Source organism: Stappia indica (assembly GCF_009789575.1).
Lineage (GTDB): Bacteria > Pseudomonadota > Alphaproteobacteria > Rhizobiales > Stappiaceae > Stappia > Stappia indica_A.
The window spans coordinates 3,388,199-3,406,515 of the sequence record NZ_CP046908.1; the positions used below are offsets into that span (position 1 = coordinate 3,388,199).

Annotated in this window: 18 protein-coding genes and 1 tRNA gene; 4 read left to right on the top strand and 15 right to left on the bottom strand. The window is 68.9% G+C overall.

Annotation, left to right across the window (positions count from 1 at the left end):
• Positions 1-238: 238 nt before the first annotated feature.
• From rpoN to GH266_RS15930, 6 genes are all read right to left on the bottom strand, one after another.
• Positions 239-1,843: an RNA polymerase factor sigma-54 gene (rpoN, locus tag GH266_RS15905; RefSeq protein ID WP_158194701.1), complete on the bottom strand. Its 1,605-nt coding sequence runs from the start codon at positions 1,841-1,843 to the stop codon at positions 239-241.
• A gap of 224 nt (positions 1,844-2,067) precedes the next feature.
• Positions 2,068-2,856, bottom strand: coding sequence for an LPS export ABC transporter ATP-binding protein (gene lptB, locus GH266_RS15910; RefSeq protein ID WP_158196246.1), 789 nt, complete (start codon positions 2,854-2,856; stop codon positions 2,068-2,070).
• Between the two features lie 148 nt (positions 2,857-3,004).
• The gene (lptA, locus tag GH266_RS15915) at positions 3,005-3,619 is read right to left on the bottom strand and encodes a lipopolysaccharide transport periplasmic protein LptA (protein WP_158194702.1); all 615 of its coding nucleotides are present in this window, start codon (positions 3,617-3,619) and stop codon (positions 3,005-3,007) included.
• Positions 3,616-4,326: an LPS export ABC transporter periplasmic protein LptC gene (lptC, locus tag GH266_RS15920; protein ID WP_199270344.1), complete on the bottom strand. Its 711-nt coding sequence runs from the start codon at positions 4,324-4,326 to the stop codon at positions 3,616-3,618. The genes lptA and lptC overlap by 4 nt, the downstream gene beginning before the upstream one ends.
• Positions 4,327-4,519: 193 nt before the next feature.
• Positions 4,520-5,155 (bottom strand): ribonuclease D, encoded by a 636-nt coding sequence (locus tag GH266_RS15925; RefSeq protein ID WP_158194703.1) that lies wholly within the window; start codon positions 5,153-5,155, stop codon positions 4,520-4,522.
• 248 nt (positions 5,156-5,403) lie between these two features.
• A tRNA-Leu gene (locus GH266_RS15930) sits at positions 5,404-5,490 on the bottom strand.
• 315 nt (positions 5,491-5,805) lie between these two features.
• Between GH266_RS15930 and GH266_RS15935 the strand changes: the two genes are divergently transcribed.
• Positions 5,806-6,810, top strand: a complete 1,005-nt coding sequence (locus GH266_RS15935; RefSeq protein WP_158194704.1) for a complex I NDUFA9 subunit family protein — start codon at positions 5,806-5,808, stop codon at positions 6,808-6,810.
• Positions 6,811-6,888: 78 nt separating this feature from the next.
• Here the strand turns inward: GH266_RS15935 and GH266_RS15940 are convergent, their stop codons facing one another.
• Positions 6,889-7,263, bottom strand: coding sequence for a YjiS-like domain-containing protein (locus GH266_RS15940; RefSeq protein WP_158194705.1), 375 nt, complete (start codon positions 7,261-7,263; stop codon positions 6,889-6,891).
• Between the two features lie 166 nt (positions 7,264-7,429).
• Between GH266_RS15940 and GH266_RS15945 the strand changes: the two genes are divergently transcribed.
• Positions 7,430-8,464 carry a helix-turn-helix transcriptional regulator gene (locus GH266_RS15945; RefSeq protein WP_158194706.1) on the top strand — a complete coding sequence of 345 codons (1,035 nt, stop codon included), beginning with the start codon at positions 7,430-7,432 and terminating at the stop codon, positions 8,462-8,464.
• Here the strand turns inward: GH266_RS15945 and GH266_RS15950 are convergent.
• Positions 8,447-9,253 (bottom strand): undecaprenyl-diphosphate phosphatase, encoded by an 807-nt coding sequence (locus GH266_RS15950; protein ID WP_158194707.1) that lies wholly within the window; start codon positions 9,251-9,253, stop codon positions 8,447-8,449. The genes GH266_RS15945 and GH266_RS15950 overlap by 18 nt on opposite strands.
• 148 nt (positions 9,254-9,401) lie before the next feature.
• Between GH266_RS15950 and GH266_RS15955 the strand changes: the two genes are divergently transcribed.
• Together GH266_RS15955 and queG are read left to right on the top strand one after the other, a co-directional pair.
• Positions 9,402-10,094 carry a glutathione S-transferase family protein gene (locus GH266_RS15955; RefSeq protein WP_158194708.1) on the top strand — a complete coding sequence of 231 codons (693 nt, stop codon included), beginning with the start codon at positions 9,402-9,404 and terminating at the stop codon, positions 10,092-10,094.
• Positions 10,091-11,272: a tRNA epoxyqueuosine(34) reductase QueG gene (queG, locus tag GH266_RS15960; RefSeq protein ID WP_158196248.1), complete on the top strand. Its 1,182-nt coding sequence runs from the start codon at positions 10,091-10,093 to the stop codon at positions 11,270-11,272. The genes GH266_RS15955 and queG overlap by 4 nt, the downstream gene beginning before the upstream one ends.
• 17 nt (positions 11,273-11,289) lie before the next feature.
• Here the strand turns inward: queG and GH266_RS15965 are convergent, their stop codons facing one another.
• The 7 genes from GH266_RS15965 to rsfS form a co-directional block, all read right to left on the bottom strand.
• Complete coding sequence (locus tag GH266_RS15965; RefSeq protein ID WP_158194709.1) at positions 11,290-12,054, bottom strand: SDR family NAD(P)-dependent oxidoreductase; 765 nt, start codon at positions 12,052-12,054, stop codon at positions 11,290-11,292.
• 204 nt (positions 12,055-12,258) lie between these two features.
• Positions 12,259-12,759, bottom strand: coding sequence for an RNA pyrophosphohydrolase (locus GH266_RS15970; protein WP_158194710.1), 501 nt, complete (start codon positions 12,757-12,759; stop codon positions 12,259-12,261).
• A gap of 67 nt (positions 12,760-12,826) precedes the next feature.
• Positions 12,827-14,014, bottom strand: coding sequence for a divergent polysaccharide deacetylase family protein (locus tag GH266_RS15975; protein WP_158194711.1), 1,188 nt, complete (start codon positions 14,012-14,014; stop codon positions 12,827-12,829).
• Positions 14,015-14,085: 71 nt separating this feature from the next.
• Positions 14,086-15,420 (bottom strand): S41 family peptidase, encoded by a 1,335-nt coding sequence (locus GH266_RS15980; protein WP_158194712.1) that lies wholly within the window; start codon positions 15,418-15,420, stop codon positions 14,086-14,088.
• Positions 15,417-16,799, bottom strand: a complete 1,383-nt coding sequence (locus GH266_RS15985; protein WP_158194713.1) for a murein hydrolase activator EnvC family protein — start codon at positions 16,797-16,799, stop codon at positions 15,417-15,419. Before GH266_RS15985 ends, GH266_RS15980 begins: the two co-directional genes overlap by 4 nt.
• A 247-nt stretch (positions 16,800-17,046) precedes the next feature.
• Positions 17,047-17,532: a 23S rRNA (pseudouridine(1915)-N(3))-methyltransferase RlmH gene (gene rlmH, locus GH266_RS15990; RefSeq protein ID WP_158194714.1), complete on the bottom strand. Its 486-nt coding sequence runs from the start codon at positions 17,530-17,532 to the stop codon at positions 17,047-17,049.
• A 163-nt stretch (positions 17,533-17,695) separates the two neighbouring features.
• The gene (gene rsfS, locus GH266_RS15995) at positions 17,696-18,109 is read right to left on the bottom strand and encodes a ribosome silencing factor (protein ID WP_158194715.1); all 414 of its coding nucleotides are present in this window, start codon (positions 18,107-18,109) and stop codon (positions 17,696-17,698) included.
• Positions 18,110-18,317 lie beyond the last annotated feature (208 nt).

An 18,317-nucleotide genomic window follows, 5' to 3' on the forward strand; every position in this document is an offset into this window, starting at 1 on the left:
AAGACGCTGTCCTTGCGCGCGATACGACCATACGTGCCGTTCCCGGCACGCATGAGCGCGGGTCTATAAGCGTGCGGCTGCGTTAAGTCAAATGGAGTCCGGCTGGCGGTGCGGCGGCAGCGGTCGGAGCGAAGGCCTGCGGCCTCGCCAAGTGCCTGAAGAAACAAGGGTTTCATTGCCACCTTGCCTTTCCCTGCCGCCCCGGCCCGACGCCGCGTCTGCGGCGTGCGCGCTGGTTTCAGCCCCGGCTTGCCTTCTTCTCCCGCCGTCTCTGGACAGAGGAGCCGATGCGCAGGGACTCCCGGTATTTTGCAACCGTTCGGCGGGCAATGTCGATCCCCTCCTCCTTCAACATTTTGACGAGCGTGTCGTCGGAGAGGATGTCGTCCGGGCTTTCCGCGTCGATCAGCACCTTGATGCGGTGGCGCACCGCCTCGGCAGAATGGGCATCGCCCCCGCCGGCGGAGGCGATGGCGGCGGAAAAGAAGTATTTCAGCTCGAAGATGCCGCGCGGCGTCGCCATGTACTTGTTCGAGGTGACGCGGCTGACGGTGGACTCGTGCATCGAGATCGCCTCGGCGATGGTCCGCAGGTTCAGCGGCCGCAGATGCTGGACGCCGTGCACCAGGAAGGCGTCCTGCTGGCGGACGATCTCGCTCGCCACCTTGAGGATCGTGCGTGCCCGCTGGTCGAGGCTCTTGGCCAGCCAGTTGGCGGTCTGCAGGCATTCGGTGAGGAAGGTCTTCTCCGCCTCGTCGCGCGCCTGGCGGCTGATATGGGCGTAGTAGGTCTGGTTGACCAGCACCTTGGGCAGCGTGTCGGTGTTCAGCTCGACCGACCAGCCGCCGTCGCGCGCCCGGCGCACGATCACGTCCGGAACCACCGGCTGGATCAGCGTCTCGCCGAAGGAGCTGCCCGGCTTGGGGTCGAGCGCCTTCAGCTCGGCGATCATTTCCTTGAGGTCCTCGTCGTCGACGCCGCAGGTCTGGCGCAGCGCCGGATAGTCGTGGCGCGCCAGCAGGTCGATGTTCTCGATCAGCTTTTCCATCGCCGGATCGAAGCGGTTCTTCTCGATCAGCTGCAGTGCCAGGCATTCGGCGAGCGAGCGGGCGAAGACGCCGGTCGGCTCCAGCGTCTGCAGCACGGCGAGGATGCCGTCGAGGCGCTCACGGGCAATGCCCATCTGCTCGGCCGTGTCGTCGAGGTCGAGGCGCAGGTAGCCGGCATCGTCGAGATTGTCGATCAGCACCTGGGCGACGAGACGGTCCACCGGATCGGCGACGGCCAGCACCATCTGGTCGCCGAGATGCTGCTGCAGCGACACGTCGGAGGCGACGAAGGCCTCCAGATTGTAATCCTCCGAGGCGCCGCCGGAACCTGTGCGCGTCGTCAGGCCGGTCTGCCAGGGGTCGCGCTGCTGCGCATCGCCCGCGCCCGCCTCCGCCCGGCCGGTGCCGGGATCGTCGGGATAGATGTTGCTGAGATCGGTGTCGAGGCGCTGGGCGATGTCGCGCGAACTGTCGGACAGCTCCGAGCTCAGCCAGACATCGCCGTCGCCCTCGCCGCTGCGCTCGCTGCCGCCCTCGCTGCCGGAAGAGGGGGCCTCGCCCGCCTCCCGCTCGCCCGCTCCCTCGCTCTCGCCGCCGCCTTCGCCGCCGCCGCCCTCGTTGGAGCCGCCCTCGCCGTCGGCGCGCTCCAGCAGCGGGTTGCGCTCCATCTCCGCCTCGACATAGCTCGTCAGGTCGAGCGACGACATCTGCAGCAGCTTGATCGCCTGCATCAGCTGCGGCGTCATGATCAGGGTCTGGCCCTGGCGGATCTCGAGCTTCGGCGACAGCGCCATGAAGGTTCCCGGACTGCTGCGGGGCGTTTCGATGCAAGGGGTCTGCGGCCGTTGCAGGCACACGCCTGCACGGATGCGGCTCGCGGACATGCCCCGTCGTCCGCCGACTCCCCGGACCTGCCTTGCCGCGCGCGCGGTGCCTGCTGCGCATGCGGGAACGCGCCGCACCTGCCCCCGGCGCGATTGGTCCGCTTCTTGCTTTGTAGCCTAAGGGAGTTTTCGCATCAAAGCGTAAACTGCTCGCCGAGATAGAGCCGGCGCACATCCGGGTTGGCGACGATCTCGAAGGGCGAGCCTTCCGTCAGCACTTCGCCGGCGGCGATGATATAGGCCCGGTCGATGAGGCCGAGCGTTTCGCGCACGTTGTGATCGGTGATCAGGACGCCGATGCCGCGATGGGTGAGGTGGCGCACCAGCTGCTGGATGTCGCCGACGGCGATCGGGTCGATGCCCGCGAAGGGCTCGTCGAGCAGCATGAAGGTCGGGCGGCTGGCCAGCGCCCGGGCGATCTCGACGCGCCGCCGCTCGCCGCCCGACAGAGCGATGGCGGGGGAGTCGCGCAGATGCGTGACGCCGAATTCCTCCAGCAGCGATTCCAGGTCGTGCTGGCGCTGCTTGCGGTCCGGCTCCACCACTTCCAGCACGGCGCGGATATTGTCCTCCACCGACAGGCCGCGGAAGATCGAGGCCTCCTGCGGCAGGTAGCCGATGCCGAGCCTTGCGCGCCGGTACATCGGCAGGCGGGTGATGTCGAAGCCGTCGAGGCGGATGGTGCCGTGGTCGGGCTGGATCAGCCCGGTGATCATGTAGAAGCAGGTGGTCTTGCCCGCGCCGTTGGGGCCGAGCAGGCCGACCGCCTCGCCCCGCTGGACCATAAGGCTGACATTGCGGACCACCTGGCGCCGCTTGTAGCTCTTGCCGATGCCGTCGACGACGAGCAGACCGTCCTCGCTCGCCGGATCGTACGGCTGTGCGGCCTCGTCGGTCCGGTCCTGCGTGCCCTGGCGGAAGATGGAGAAGATTTTCAAGGGGTCGGTCCAGATCTGCGGAGGGCGCGGACCCTTGCGGACCGCCTCGTCATTCTCGTCGTGCTGCTGCCTATTTGCATGAAAGGCGGCCGCCGTTCAATCCGGTGCGAGCGGACGGCGCGCCGTCCCGGCCTCAGTTCTGCGGCGTGCCCTGGCGCACCGAGTTCGGCTGGATCAGCACCTTCACCCGGCCGGTGTTCTTCGCTTCCAGGTCGGCCTTGCCGGTCTTCAGGTTGACCGTCAGCTTGTTGCCGACCACCACGTTCGGCCCCTGCGACAGCACCACCTCGCCGCCGGTCATCACCATCAGCTGCTGGTTCATGTCGAAGGTGGCGCGCTCGCCGGTCGCGGTCTGGTCCTTCGAGGAGATGTAGACGCGCCCGCTCGCCTCCAGCCTGGAGATCCGCTGGTTGACGCCGCCGGCGGCCGAGCCGTCGTAATGCACGACGAGGCGCTGGGTCTTCAGCACCGCATCGCCCTGGGTGACGACCACGTCGCCGCTGAACACCGCGCTCTGGCTCTTGTCCTGCACCTGCAGCTCGCGCGCCTCGATCTGGATCGGTTCGCGTTCGTTGGAGCCGAAGCCGGCAAAGGCGTCGGAAAAGGTCTGTGCCCCGGCCGTGCCGGCGGCAAGCGCCAAACCGAGAAAGGCGCTGCCGGCGGCAAGCGCGAGGCCGAGCAGGGCGGCACCCGCAGCGGCGGCAAGTCGGGCGGAAAGGGCGGGCAGGGCGTGCCGCGATGGGATCATGGAGCTTTCTCCGCATTCGGCGGCATCACCGTCATGGAGATGCCGTCGGTGAAGGTCAGTGTACCCGCGTCCTGGTCGAAACGCATCCGTCCGGCGGTCAGCGAGCCGAAGGAGGAGGTGAGCAGCGTCTTTTCCTCGCTGCGCAGATGCCCCGTCTTCAGGTTGGCGTCGAGCGTACCGAAGCGCGCCGTCTCGCCGCCATTGGTGGTGACATCGACGCCGTCGGCGAGCTTCAGGGTTTCCTCGGCACTGTTATACGTGCCGCGTGCGGCGACAATGCGGACCTGCTGGTCCGCCGAAAGGCGAAGGTCGGCGACGATCCGTTCCAGGTCGATGATGCGCGGATCGCTGATGCGTTGGATCGCCCGACTGGCCGAGACCTTGTAGGAGCGCTCGCCGTCATGGCCCGACAATTCGGGACTGTCCATCACCAGCCCGTCGGCGGTGATCGTCACCGTGCCGAAGCCGAGGCCCGAGAGATAGTTGCTGACGCCGATCATCGCGACGATGGCAAGGAGCATCAGGGCGCCGAGCCCGGGCACCAGCAGGCGCAGGCCGCGCACCCGGCGGCTGTGCCGGCGCGCGGCCTTGCGGGCGGCCTCGCGGCGCACCGCCTCGCGTGCAGGATCGTACGCGCCCGCATCTTCGGGCCCGTCGAAATCCTGCCCGTCGAAGGCGGGCTGCAGTCTGTAGGCCTCCTGGTCCAAGCCGTGTCCGTCCGTCGGATCCTGTCAGGCCGGTTCGCCCCCTTGGCGAAACCGGCAAGGCGCGCCTGTCGCCGCACCCCTCATGCGGCCCCAAACTCGTCCTGCCTCTATATAGGCATGCGCAAGGGCGCTGTCTTCCTCCTGCCGAGATGGCAACGCCCGGCGGTCCCGCCCTTTCGCGAGGGCGCAGGCCTCAGCTGTGGGCGAAGATGTCCGTATCGTCCCAGCCGGCAAGGTCGAGCGCGGCGCGGGTCGGCAGGAACTGGAAGCAGGCCTCGGCGATCTGCGTGCGCCCCTCGCGCTCCAGCCGCTCGGCGAGCTTGTCCTTCAGCGCATGCAGGTACAGCACGTCGGAAGCGGCATAGGCGAGCTGCGCGTCGGTGAGGGTTTCGGCTGCCCAGTCCGAGCTCTGCTGCTGCTTGGATATCTCCACGCCGATCAGCTCGCGGGCGAGATCCTTCAGGCCGTGCCGGTCGGTATAGGTGCGCACCAGCCGCGAGGCGATCTTGGTGCACCAGACCGGCGCGCAGTCGATGCCGAGCCCGTGCGACAGCACGGCGACGTCGAAGCGGGCGAAGTGGAACAGCTTGGTCTTGGCCGGATCGCCCAGGAGCTTTGCGAGATTCGGCGCGCTGGTCTGGCCGTTCGCGATCTGCACCACGTCGGCGCTGCCGTCGCCGGGCGAGAGCTGCACCACGCAGAGCCGGTCGCGATGCGGCTTGAGGCCGAGCGTCTCGGTGTCGATCGCCACGGCGCCGGCCGTCCGGTAGGCGGCCATTTCGGGCGAAGCGAGGTCGGGCAGGTCGCCGCGATGCAGGCGGATGGTCATGAAAGGGTGCCTCCGGGCGGGATGCGTGTCTGTGCCTTGGTGAAAGTGCCGCCCTTGATATCGGCGTTTTCCGGCCGCGTCCATCTTGCGAACGGCGATGCGCCCCGCGGTTTGGCGGCGCAAACGCGCGCCATGTGACGTTGCGTCCGCAAGGTCGGGCAGACCAAGGCCCGCCGAAACGAAAAAAGGCCCGGCGAACCGGACCTTTTTCGTGTGCCTCGGACCTATTGGCATGTCCGAGACGAATTTGGTGCCCAGGAGAGGACTCGAACCTCCACGCCCTTTCGAGCGCTAGCACCTGAAGCTAGTGCGTCTACCAATTCCGCCACCTGGGCTGTGAGGCGGGCTTGTAAGGAACGCTTGCCGGCTTGTCAACGGGGGTTTTTGAAACCGTCTGCGTATGTGCAAAACCGGCCTTCACAGACGCCGGTGCAAGGGCTATTGAGACCGGGCAGGCGGGTTTTTCGCAAACCTCTTGCCGTACGGCGCCGCGAATCGGTGCGTCGCCGGCAGGATGCGGCCCCGCCTCGAAAGATTCGCAATCCGGTGGTGCGACGGACAGCGTAGACGCTGTACGGGGGCAAGGCATCCAACCGACATCGGGGGCTTGCGCCACCGATACACAGATGGTCACAGAGGGAGCGACAGTCATGTCCGCGGCATCCGGTTCGAAGGCCCTGAACGGCAAGCTCGTCACCGTGTTCGGCGGGTCCGGCTTCATCGGGCGCCATGTGGTCCGGGCGCTGGCCCGGCGCGGCTATCGTGTCCGCGTCGCGGTGCGTCGCCCCGATCTGGCCGAGCATGTGCAGCCGCTCGGCGCCGTCGGCCAGATCATGCCGGTGCAGGCGAACCTGCGCCATCGCTGGTCGGTCGACCGGGCGGTGGTCGGCGCCGATGCGGTGGTCAATCTCGTCGGCATTCTCTACGAGGCCGGCGCCCAGACCTTCGACGCGGTGCAGACCTTCGGCCCGCGTGCGGTCGCCGAGGCGGCGCGCGCCGCCGGTATTGACCGTGTGGTGCATCTGTCGGCCATCGGCGCCGATGCCGCATCGCCCGCCGCCTATGCCCGGTCCAAGGCGGCCGGCGAGCAGGCGGTGCTGGAAACGACGCCTCAGGCGGTCATCCTGCGCCCCTCCATCGTCTTCGGTCCCGAGGACGACTTCTTCAACCGCTTCGCCTCGATGGCGCGCATGTCGCCGGTGCTGCCGCTGGTCGGCGGCGGCGTGACGAAGTTCCAGCCGGTCTTCGTCGGCGACGTCGCCGAGATGGTGGCGCGCGCCGTCGACGGCGAGCTGACGCCCGGCGGCATCTACGAGCTTGGCGGGCCGGAGGTTCTCTCCTTCCGCGAGTGCCTGGAGACGATGCTCAAGGTGATTCGCCGCAACCGCGTGCTGGTGCCGCTGCCCTTCGGCCTTGCCCGCATCCAGGCGCGGTTCCTGCAGATGCTGCCCAAGCCCCTGCTGACGGTCGACCAGGTCGAGATGCTGAAGGTCGACAACGTGGTCTCGGTCGAGGCCGAAGCGGAAGGGCGCACGCTCAAGGCGCTGGGCATCGAGCCGCGCACGCTGGCGACGATCCTGCCGACCTATCTGGAGCGCTATCGCGAGCACGGCCAGTACGATGCCAACCGCATGACGGCCGGCCCGGAAGTCTGATTTCTTGTGACGGAAACGCCCGCGAGCCGGAGCGGCAGGCCGCCGCTCCGGCTCGTTGTGTTTTTACCGTAGCCCGCATCAATCGAGCCCGTGCCGCCACAGGCCGAAATCCGAACCGAGCCGGCGGATCCGCTGCCGCTCGCGGCGGCTGAGCCCGTCGTCCGGCTCGTAGCCGAAATAGCCGCGCGACAGGCCGATGTCGCGCAACCCCGCCTCGTCCAGCCGCTCCAGCGCCGCCTGGGTGCGCCGCGCCGAGCGCCAGCGCCGCCAGCGGGCAGCGAGGGCCCGCGCCGCCCGTGCGAGCAGCAGTGCCGGCAGGAAGCGCGGGGGCGTGGGAAAGTCGTAGGGGTCTGCCGCCGCGCGGCCGCTCTTCGGCGTTGCCGTCCCGGTAGGGCGGGTCTCGAGCGAAGCGGTTCTGATGGCCCCCATTCTGTTCACGCGCATGTCGGTCATGGCTGGCTCTCCTGTTGCCGGGCCGCGTTTCCGGTGAGGCCCGTGATGGGCGCTGCGTTGTGGAAAGCGGCGATGCGAAGCAGGATGGCAGGGCATACCTGACACCAGCGCGTCAGGTATGTTTTGGCAGTGTCGCGGCAGGTGATTTTTTCGGGAGAAGAGAGCGATGAACGCCATCGAACGGGCGCTCGGCATCCTGCTGCTGCTGACCGGCGGCCAGCGCAGCGCGGTCGAGCTGGCGGAGCGATTCGGCGTCTCCGTGCGCACCATCTACCGCGATGTCGACCGGCTGCTGGCGCTCGGCATTCCGGTGGAGGCCGAGCGCGGGGCGGAGGGCGGCTACCGGCTGGCGCGCGACTACCTGCAGCCGCCGGTGGCGCTGACCCGCGGCGAGACGGCGGCCCTGCTGGTGGCGCTGGCCCTGGTGCGGGGCCTGCGCGCGACGCCGCTCCTGTCGGAGCTGGATGCGGCCGAGGCGAAGCTGCTGGCCTCCCTGCCGCGCGCGGCGCGCGAGCTCTTCGCGCAGGGCGAGCGCATCGTCGGCATCGAGTGCCCGCCGGCCGACATCTTCCACCCGGAGCCCGACGGCACCGGCGAGGGCGATACGCAGCTTGCCGTCGACCGCTTCATGCAGGGGTTGCTGGCCTCAAGGCGCGTGCGCCTGACCCACGAGAACCCCTATCGCGGCCGCAGCGCCGACTACGACATGGAGCCGCACGGCATCCTGTTCGACCGCGACCGCTGGTATCTGTTCGGCCACGACGTCGACCTGGGCTCGGAGCGGCTGATCCGCGCCGACCGGGTGCAGGAGATCGAGGTGTCCGGCCTCGCCTTCCGCCCGCGCGCCGCGCTCTCCGTGCAGAGCCAGATCGGCCGCGCCTGGCTGTCGCGGGCCATGCGCCGCTGGGAGGGGGAGGGCCGGGTCAGCCGGCTTCTCGTCACGCGCGAGCAGGCGGCGCGCCTGCAGCGCGACTGGTACTACCGCCACGCGATCTTCGGGGCGCAGCACGAGGAGACCGCGCAAGGGGCGGGGCACTGCCTGCTGGAGGTGCGCATCCCCAGCACGGAGGCCGAGGTGATCCTGCCGCTGGTGCGCTGGCTCGGGCCGGGGGCGCGATTGCTCTCCCCGGACGAGCTGCGCCGCCAACTCGCGCACGAGCTGGCGGCGATGGCGGCCGAGGCCTCAGCCGAAGAGATATAGGCCGGCGAAACCGGCAAGGCCGACGCCGATGCGCCACCAGGCGAAGGGCGCGAAACCGTGCCGGGTGACGAAGTCGAGCAGGCCGCGTACCACGAAGACGGCGGTGACGAAGGCGGCGACGAAGCCGACCGCGATGATGGTCACGTCGTCGACCGACAGGATGTTGCGGTTCTTGTAGAGGTCGTAGGCGAAGGCGCCGGCCATGGTCGGCATCGCCAGGAAGAACGAGAACTCGGCCGCCGAGCGCTTGTCGGTGCCCAGCAGCAGGGCGCCGGCAATGGTCGAGCCGGAGCGCGAGACGCCCGGCACCATCGCCAGCGTCTGGAAGAAGCCGATGGCCAGGCACAGCCACAGCGGATAGCTCATCGCGTCGTCGTAGCGCGGCACCCGCTTCATCCGGTCGACGGCCAGCAGCGCGATGCCGCCGGCTACCAGCGTGGTGCAGATCAGCGCCGGCGATTCGAACAGCACCGTCTTGATGAAGCCGTGGGCGAATACGCCGATCACCGCGGCCGGCAGGAAGGCGAGCAGGATGCCGGCGACGAAGCGCCGCGCTTGCGCCTCGTGCGGCAGCGCCATCGCGATGCCCCACAGGCGGTGGAAATAGACGGACAGGATGGCGAGGATGGCGCCGAGCTGGATCAGCACCTCGAAGGTCTTGCCGGTGCTCTCGAATCCGATGAAATGTCCGAGCAGCAGGATATGCCCCGTCGAGGAAACGGGAATGAACTCGGTCAGGCCCTCGACGAGGCCGAGGATCAGCGCTCCGACGAGCGTCTCCGATTGCATGGGCTGGACTCTCCGGTTCCTTGCGGGGGTTCCTTGCGGGAATTGCCGCGTTGTACGACGGCGTGGTGCGGCGTATACGGGGCCCCTGGCAACGGTGCCGCCCGCATCCTGCACCGTTTGATTAACCGTAACCGGTTACGATCCTCTTATGCTGACGTTGTATCGCCATCCGTTCTCGCCCCAGTCGCGTTTCGTGCAGCTTGTGCTGGCCGAATACGGCGCCAAGGTGGAGTTCGTCACCGAGCGCCCCTGGGAGCGCCGTCGCGAGTTCCTGATGCTCAATCCGGCCGGATCCCTGCCGGTGCTGCGGGAAAACGACGGCCCGCCCGTGTGCGGGGCCTTCGCCATCATGGAATATCTCGACGAGACGCGCGGCTATGCGGTCGGCGACCGCCGGCTGATGCCCGACCACCCGGACGCGCGCGCCGAGACCCGGCGGCTGGTCGACTGGGCGGTGAACAAGCTCGACACCGAGGTGATCGGCCCCTTCGTGCGCGAGCGGATCTACAAGCAGGACATGCCGTCCTCGCAGGGCGGGGGATCGCCGGATTCGGCCATCCTGCGCGCCGCGCGCTCCAATATCGGCCACCATCTGCGCTATTTCGGCTATCTTGCCGCCTCGCGCAACTGGCTGGCGGGCGAGCGGCTGACCTTCGCCGATTTCGCCGTGGCGGCGGAGTTGTCCTGCGCCGACTACCTGGGTGAGGTGCCATGGGCGGAGGAGGAAAACGTCAAGGCGTGGTACGCTCGGATGAAGTCGCGTCCGAGCTTCCGTCCGCTGCTGGCGGAGAAGATGCTGGGCATGCCGCCGGCGTCAGTCTACGCCGACCTGGACTTCTGAGCCCGCAGCAGGCGGCCCGGCTGAAGGCCTCGCTCGCCGACAAGGCGCGGGCGCTGGGCTTCGACGACATGCGCGTCGCCCTTGCCGATGCACCGCCCCGGACATCCGAACATCTCGCAGGGTTCATTGCCGCCGGCCACCACGGCTCGATGGAGTGGATGGCCGAGACGGCGGAGCGCCGTGCAGCGCCCCAGGCCCTGTGGCCGGATGCGCGCCGGGTGATCAGCCTGGCGCTCTCCTACGCGCCGGACGGCGATCCGCTGGCGAGCCTCAGTGCGCGCGAGCAGGCGACCATCTCCGTCTATGCCCGCAACCGCGACTATCACGACATCATCAAGGGCCGGCTCAAGGAGCTGGCGCAGCACCTTCTGGCCCAGGCCCGGCGCATGGGGCTGGGCGAGGGCGAGGTGAAGGTCTTCGTCGACACCGCCCCGGTGATGGAAAAGCCGCTGGCCCAGCAGGCGGGCCTCGGCTGGCAGGGCAAGCACACCAATCTCGTCTCGCGCCGCCTCGGCTCCTGGTTCTTCCTCGCCGAGATCTTCACCGACCTGGAGCTGCCGGTGGACGAGGCCGAGGTCGACCATTGCGGCTCCTGCCGCGCCTGTCTGGAGGTCTGCCCGACGGACGCCTTTCCCGCGCCCTACCGGCTCGATGCGCGCCGCTGCATCTCCTATCTCACCATCGAGAACAAGGGGCCGATCCCGCGCGCCTTCCGCGCTGCCATGGGCAACCGCATCTATGGTTGCGACGACTGCCTTGCCGCCTGTCCCTGGAACAAGTTCGCGGTCGAGGCGCACGAGGCACGGCTCGTCGCCCGCGACGAGCTGCGCGCGCCCGCGCTCGCCGACCTGCTGCAGCTGGACGATGCGGCGTTCCGCACGCTCTTTTCCGGCTCGCCGATCAAGCGCATAGGCCGCGACCGCTTCCTGCGCAACGTGCTGGTCGCCGCCGGCAATTCCGGCTCGCCCTCGCTTGCCGCCCGTGTCGAGCCGCTGCTCGCCGACGACAGCCCGCTGGTGCGCGGCGCCGCCGTCTGGGCGGCCTCGCGCCTGCTGCCGCAGGCACGCTTCGCCGCCCTTGCTTCTGCCGCGCTGGCAGGGGAGCAGGACGAGGAGGTGCGCGGGGAGTGGCAGGCGGCCCTTGCCGCCGACGACGATGGTCCGGCCCGGCCGGATTGAGGTCGGCCGGACCGAGATCAGGCCAGCATGTGGCCGCCGTCGACCGGGATCGCCGCGCCGGTCATGAAGCGCGAGGCATCGCTCGCCAGCAGCAGGAAAGGCCCGTCGAGATCCTCGTAATGGCCGATGCGGCGCATCGGCACCTGCCGGATCATCGCCTTGCCGGCTTCGGTGTCGAAATAGCCCTGGTTGATCTCGGTCTCGAAATAGCCCGGCTCCAGCGCGTTGACGCGCACGTTCAGCCGCGCGAATTCCAGCGCCAGCGCCCGCGTCATCTGCACGACGCCGGCCTTGGAGACCGCATAGCAGGCGGTTCCCATGCTCACCCGCTCGCCCAGGATCGAGGCGATGTTGACGATGTTGCCGGGCGTTCCCGTCTCGCGCCAGTGGCGGGCGGCGGAGATCGCCATCAGCCAGACGCCGCGCAGGTTGACCGACATCACCGCATCGAAATCCTCCGCCGTCTGGTCGACCGCAAGCCCGGCCCGGGCGATGCCGGCATTATTGACGAGAATGTCGAGCCCGCCGAGCTTCGAGACCGCATCGGCAAGGCAGGCATGGATTGCCGCTCCGTCGCCGACATCGAGCGCCAGCGCCGCCGCCTTTGGTGCGCCGAGCCCGAGCAGTTCCTCCACCAAGGCCTCGAGCCGGTCCTGGCGTCGCGCCGCCACCACGATGGAGGCGCCGGCCCGCGCCGCGACCCGCGCGAAATGCGAGCCGAGCCCGCTCGAGGCGCCGGTGATCAGCATCCGTTTGCCGGACAGGTCCGCTGAAAGTGTCATGATGTCCCCCGTGAGCGTGTTGCGCCGGAGCGGGGCATGCCTCCTGGAAAGGAGGCGCCGGTCCGGCAGGGTCGCGCGGGGCAGCAAGGGCGCGGCCCGCAGGCGCGGATGCGCGATCATGGCAGGCGGGGGCGCCGGGCGCCATGGCCGATTGGCCGGCCTGTGGGAAGCGGCTGGCCTGCGGAGCGGGCCGCAGCTTGCCGTTTAGCGGGTGAAGGCGGAAAAGGCCTGCACCACGCCTTCGTAGACGGCGCGCTTGAACGGGATGACGAGGCCGGGCAGTTCCTCCGCCCGCTGCCAGCGCCACTCGCTGAATTCCGGCTTGTGACCGTCGGGCGGCGTCAGGATGTCGATCTCGCTCTCGTCGCCCTCGAAGCGGAAGGCGAACCACTTCTGCGTCTGGCCCTTGTAGCGCGCCTTGTGGCGCAGCGGCACGATGTCGGCCGGATAGTCGTAGGAGAACCAGGACGGCGCCTCGGCGATCAGCGTGATCGAGCGGATCGCCGTCTCCTCGTAGAGCTCGCGGCGGGCAGCCGGCAGCGGGTCCTCGCCGGCATCGATGCCGCCCTGCGGCATCTGCCAGCAATAGTCGGGATCGACCCCGCCCTCCGGCGCGCGCTTGCCGGTCCACACCAGGCCGTCGGCATTGAGCAGCATCACGCCCACGCAGGGGCGATAGTCGGGCAGGGCGGCGGGGCTGAGCACGCGGCAGGTCTCCTGAAGGCAAGTTGGCCGGAAAGGCCGGGCAGGGGTAGGGACAGGGCGGGGGCGGCTATTGGCCGGCGCGGTCGATGGAGGCGCTGATCGGGATGAGCTGCAGCCCGCGCTCTTCCAGGTCGCGCGACCACCGTGCCAGTTCCTCGATGGTCACGGGAAGCGCGCTGGCAACGCCGACGGCGATGCCGCGTGCCCGCGCCGTGCCTTCCAGCTGCAGCAGCCGGGCGGTGATGTCCTTGGGCCGCGGCACGTCGTCGATGACGAGATCCGCGTGGGAGAACGGGGTGCGCAGTCCGCTCGCCGTCGCCGTTGCGATGCTGCGCGAGGACGAACCGTCGTCCACATACATCAGGCCGCGCTGGGTGACCTCGCCGAGCAGTTGCTGCAGCGAGCTTTCCGAGGCGGTGAAGCGGGCGCCCATGTAGTTCATCACGCCGACATAGTTGGTGATTCGGCTGAGCAGCCACGACAGGCGGTCGCGCAGCTCCACCGGTGTGTTGCTGACCAGGAGCGTGTGCGGGCCCGGATCGTTATCGGGATAGTCGAACGGCTCCATCGGCAGCTGCAGCAGCAGCTCGTGGCCGGCGCGGCGGGCCTGCTGCATCCAGCGGTCGATGCTGGAGCCGTAGGGCGCGAAGGCGAGGGTGATGTCGGGGGGCAGCCGGTCGATTGCCGCCTGGGTGCTGGTCTGCGACAGGCCGAGGCCGCCGACGATGATCGCGATCTTGGGGACGGAGGCGAACGACTGACTGACAGGACGGGCATAGATGTCGAGCGGCCGCAACCCGTTGTCGGAGACTGTCGGCAGCCGGCCGTGCGGCCCGCTTTCGCTCACCCTTGCATCGGGGCGCTCGGACAGTCCCTGGCCGCTTGCCAGCGACGGCATGTCGTCTTCGGGCTGCGCGGCAAGGTCCTGCTCGCCGGCCGGCTTGGGCTCGAAACGCGGACCCAGCGTCTCGTCGCGGCCGCCATCGGCCTGCGATCCCGGCTCGCCCTGCTCCGGCAGGGTCGGGCGGATTTCCACCACGCCGAAATCGCGGGCGGTCAGGCCGTCGAGGGAGCGCTCCAGGGGGATCGAGGCGGTGGGCTCGCCGCCCAGCGGATCGTCGACCACGCCGATCCACACCAGCGCGGTCAGCGCCAGCAGGGTGATCATGCCTGCGCCGATCAGCCCGAGCGGCAGGTTGAGATATTTCTTCTTGTTGCTCAGCCCGAGGGGAGTCGAGAGGTCATTTCCCGCCATGGTGCCTCATCCGCTTTCAAGACGGGCGGCTGCGGGCTCCCCTCCCCAGGGCGCCCGCGGCCGGTCGTTGGTCAGTTCGGAATGGCGGCCTTCTGGTCGCCGACCGGCGGGAAGGCGCTGTTCACCTGGACGCCGTTGAGCAGGTCGAGCGCCAGCTTCAGCTGGGCATCGTCCTTGGGATCCGGCGGCACATAGGCCTGGCTGCCGGACTGCTCCTCGCCATCGCCCTGCAGGTGGCCGCGCAGGCCCGCCTCGCCCTTGGTCTCCGCGCCGCTGGCGCGCAGTTCCTCGGGCAGTTCCTGCAGCACCTCGATGTCCGGGGTGATGCCCTTGGCCTGGATCGAGACGCCCGACGGGGTGTAGTAGCGCGCCGTCGTCAGCCGGATCGCACCGTTGGCGCCGAGCGGGACGATGGTCTGCACCGAGCCCTTGCCGAAGGACCGGGTGCCGAGCACGGTGGCGCGGCGGTGGTCCTGCAGGGCGCCGGCGACGATCTCCGAGGCCGAGGCCGAGCCGCCGTTGATCAGCACGATCACCGGCTTGCCGTTGGCCAGGTCGCCGGAACGGGCGTTGTAGCGCTGGGTCTCGTCGGCGTTGCGGCCACGGGTCGAGACGATCTCGCCGCGCTGCAGGAAGGCGTCGGAGACGGCAATCGCCTGGTCGAGCAGGCCGCCGGGATTGTTGCGCAGGTCGAGCACGAAGCCCTTCAGCTTGTCGGAGCCGATCTGCTTGGCGACCTCGTCCATGCCGTCCTTCAGGCCGTCATAGGTCTGCTCGTTGAACTGGGTCACGCGCAGGTAGCCGACATCGCCTTCCTCGCGGAAGCGCACCGACTTGATGCGGATGATGTCGCGGGTGATCGTCAGCTTGACCGGCTCGGCCACGTTCTCGCGGCGCAAGGTCAGCTCGATGCCCGTGTTGATCGGTCCGCGCATCTTGTCGACGGCTTCCGACAGGGTCAGGCCCTGGATCTGCTCGCCGTCGAGATGGGTGATCAGGTCGCCGGCCATCACGCCGGCCTTGAAGGCGGGCGTGTCGTCGATCGGGGTGACGACCTTGACCAGGCCGTCCTCCATGGTGACCTCGATGCCGAGGCCGCCGAACTCGCCGCGCGTCTGCACCTGCATGTCGCGGAAGTGCTTGGGCGACAGGTAGCTCGAATGCGGGTCGAGCGAGCTCAGCATGCCGTTGATGGCCGACTCGATCAGTGCCGCATCGTCGGGAACCTCGACATAGTCGGAGCGGACCCGCTCGAACACGTCGCCGAAGAGGTTGAGCTGCCGGTAGGTGTCGGAGGCGGCGGCATTCGCCACGCCGCTGACACGCACGGGCATCTGCGAGAGGGCGGTGATTGTCGCGCCACCGATGAGCGCACCGACCAGCAACAGGGAAGCTTTCCGAATCATCCGCGAGCCTTTTCTTCTTCGGGTCGAACCCACCAAGGTGTGGGATCGATCGAAACGCCGTCTTTCCTAAATTCAACATAGAGCACGGGTTGCGGTGCCGCGAGATCGAGAGTCGCCGCGCTTGCGACGCGCGTCTCTCCCATCGTCGCGACGGGCTCCCCTGCCAGCACGAACTGCCCCTGCTCGACATTCGTCCGGTCCATGCCGGCAAGCAGGATATGATATCCATCGCCGGCGTTCAGGATCAAGACCTGGCCGTAGGAACGGAAGGGTCCGGCATAGACCACCCATCCGTCAACCGGGGCCACCACCTGGGCATTGGTGCGGGTGGCGATGGAGCGGCCCTGCGTGGTGCCGCCGAAACCGTCCTGCGCCCCGAAATCCCTCAGCACCGTTCCGGCCACGGGCGCGCCGATGCGCCCCTTCGCCTGGGCAAAGGCGATGGCCGGGGCCAGCCGTCCCGGATCGCTGAACGGATCGGACGGGGGCGGTGCGTTGCGCCTGGCCTCGTCGGCCTTGCGAGCGGCTTCCGCCGCATTCCGCGCGCTGGCGATGTCCCGCTCCAGCGTCGCGATCAATTCCTTGAGAGTGCCCGCGTCCTCGGCGAGCTGGCGGGAGCGGTCGCGCTCCTGCGCCAGTTCCGCCTCGCTTCTCTCGCGGTCGCGCTTCTTCGAGGCGACCAGCAGTTCCACGCGGGTGCGCTCCTCGGCAAGGCGCTGGCCGTCGGCGACCAGCCGGTCGCGTTCGGCCGCGCTCGACACCTTGAGCTGGCGCAGCGAGGCGAGGTCGCTCGCCAGCGCCTGCGCTTCCACATGCAGCTCCGGCATCACCGCGTTGAGCAGCAGGGCGCTGCGCACGGCGCCGAGCGCATCGCGCGGGCGCACCGCAAGCGGCGGCGGCGGATGCCGGCCGATGCGCTGCAGGGCCGAGAGCACCTCGGCCAGCACGTCCTGTCGTTTGACCAGGGATGCGCGCACTGCGTCCTCGTTCTCTCCCAGGCGCCGCAGACGGGATTCCGTCGACGCCAGTTGTTCCTCGAGCCGGGTGACCCTTTGCGCCGTGCGCAAAAGATCGGCATTGAGCGCTTCCCGGTCGCGCTCGATGGCACGGATTTCCCGCGCCAGCGCTGCCTGCCGGTCGGCCGACAGCGACAGGTCGCGGGTCAGCGTCGACAGTTCTTCTTCGCGGCGGGCCTTGCGGTCGGCCAGGCTCTCCGGTTCGGAGGCCGGGCCGGTCGACGGGCCGGCAGCGGCGGACGGCTCCTGCGCCGTCTCGATCTGTTCCTCGCTTGCCAGGCCCTGTCCGGGCCCTTGCGGCAACACGCCTGTCGCAAGCGCGACGGCGAGAGGAAGGATCAGCAGCAGATGACCTGTCCGCATGGCTCTCGGCAGTTGGTCGTGCGTTCACCGTTCGCCCTGCGACCCGCCAGCGGCCTTGCCGAAGCGGTCTCATGGGACACGGGGAGCCCGGGACGGGCCGACTAAGGATGACCAGCTTGCCCCAGGGACGTTAAAGAAACGTCAACCCTAACGAATGGTAAACCCTTCACTCCTGCCTGCGGAAAGAAGGCCTAGACGAGAAATAGGGCGGAATACGGGCAGTCCGCTGCGTCACGCCTGCTCCCGTTCATGCACCCCGATGATAGGGGTGGCCCGAAAGAATGGTCACGGCCCGGTAGAGCTGTTCGGCGGCGAGCGCCCGCACGATCTGGTGCGGCCAGGTCATGCGGCCGAAGGCGAGCTTGATCCGCGCCGCCTCCAGCAGCGGCTCGCCGTGGCCGTCCGGGCCGCCGATGGCCAGCGCCAGGTCGGCGGTTCCCGCATCGCGGATCTTTTCCAGCTCGGCGGCGAAGGCTTCGCTTGTCATCTCGCGCCCGGTCTCGTCGAGACAGACGATCGCCGCGCCCGCCGGCAGGGCGGCCAGCAGCGCGCGGGCCTCTTCCGCCTTGCGGTCCTGGGCGCGGGGGCTGCGCGATTCGGGCAGCTCCGTCACTGACAGCGGGCCGAGCGAGACCCCCCGTCCGGCCTTGTCGATGCGCGAGCCGTAGCGCTCGAACAGCTCGCGCTCGGGGCCGGCCTTCATGCGTCCGATGCAGGCGATGTGAAGGCGCATGGGCGAGCAGGGGCTTTCCGCGTTCGGATCGGCGTCGGGGGCCGGGTTCGGGGCCGCGTTCGGATCGGCGTCGACGGTGCGGCAGGCGGCACAAAGCCTCTGTCCCGCCGGCGCGAGGCCCGGCGGGATCCGGTCCTGTCCGTCCCGTCACCTGTGGCCGGCGTCAGCCGGCGTAGTGTACCGGCGCGCTCACGTCGTCCACGGACCACAGCTTCTCGATATTGTAGAAGGCGCGGACCTCTGGGCGGAACACATGGACGATCACGTCGCCCGCGTCGATGAGCACCCAGTCGCACTGGGGCGCGCCCTCGATCTGGGCATTGCCGTGGCCGGCATCCTTCAGGTCGCGCAGCAGGTGATCGGCGATGGCGCCGACATGCCGGTGCGAACGGCCCGAGGCGACGATGACCTGGTCGGCCATCGGCGACTTGCCGGTGATGTCGATGGTGACGATGTCCTCGGCCTTGGAATCGGCCAGCGAGGCGAGGACGCTATCGAGCAGGCCCGCACGCTGCTGCGTGGCGGCTGCTGCGGGACGAGGGGCGGTGGAAGCCGGCGCCTCGGTTTCGAAGGTCATACTCAGACGGATTGCCTTTCATCCGGTTCGTCCGGCCGCGTGCCGTGGCTGCACCGCAAGGTGCATCCGCTTGGGCAGCGGCCCGATGGATAGGGACGTCCTGCCTTCGGCAGATCGTCCGTTATCCGGCCTTGTACGCCGAAACGCGGTACGGCGCGACTCTTCCGGCGCAAGTAAAAGAGTGGCCCTCGTTGGTGGCGTTTTCAAG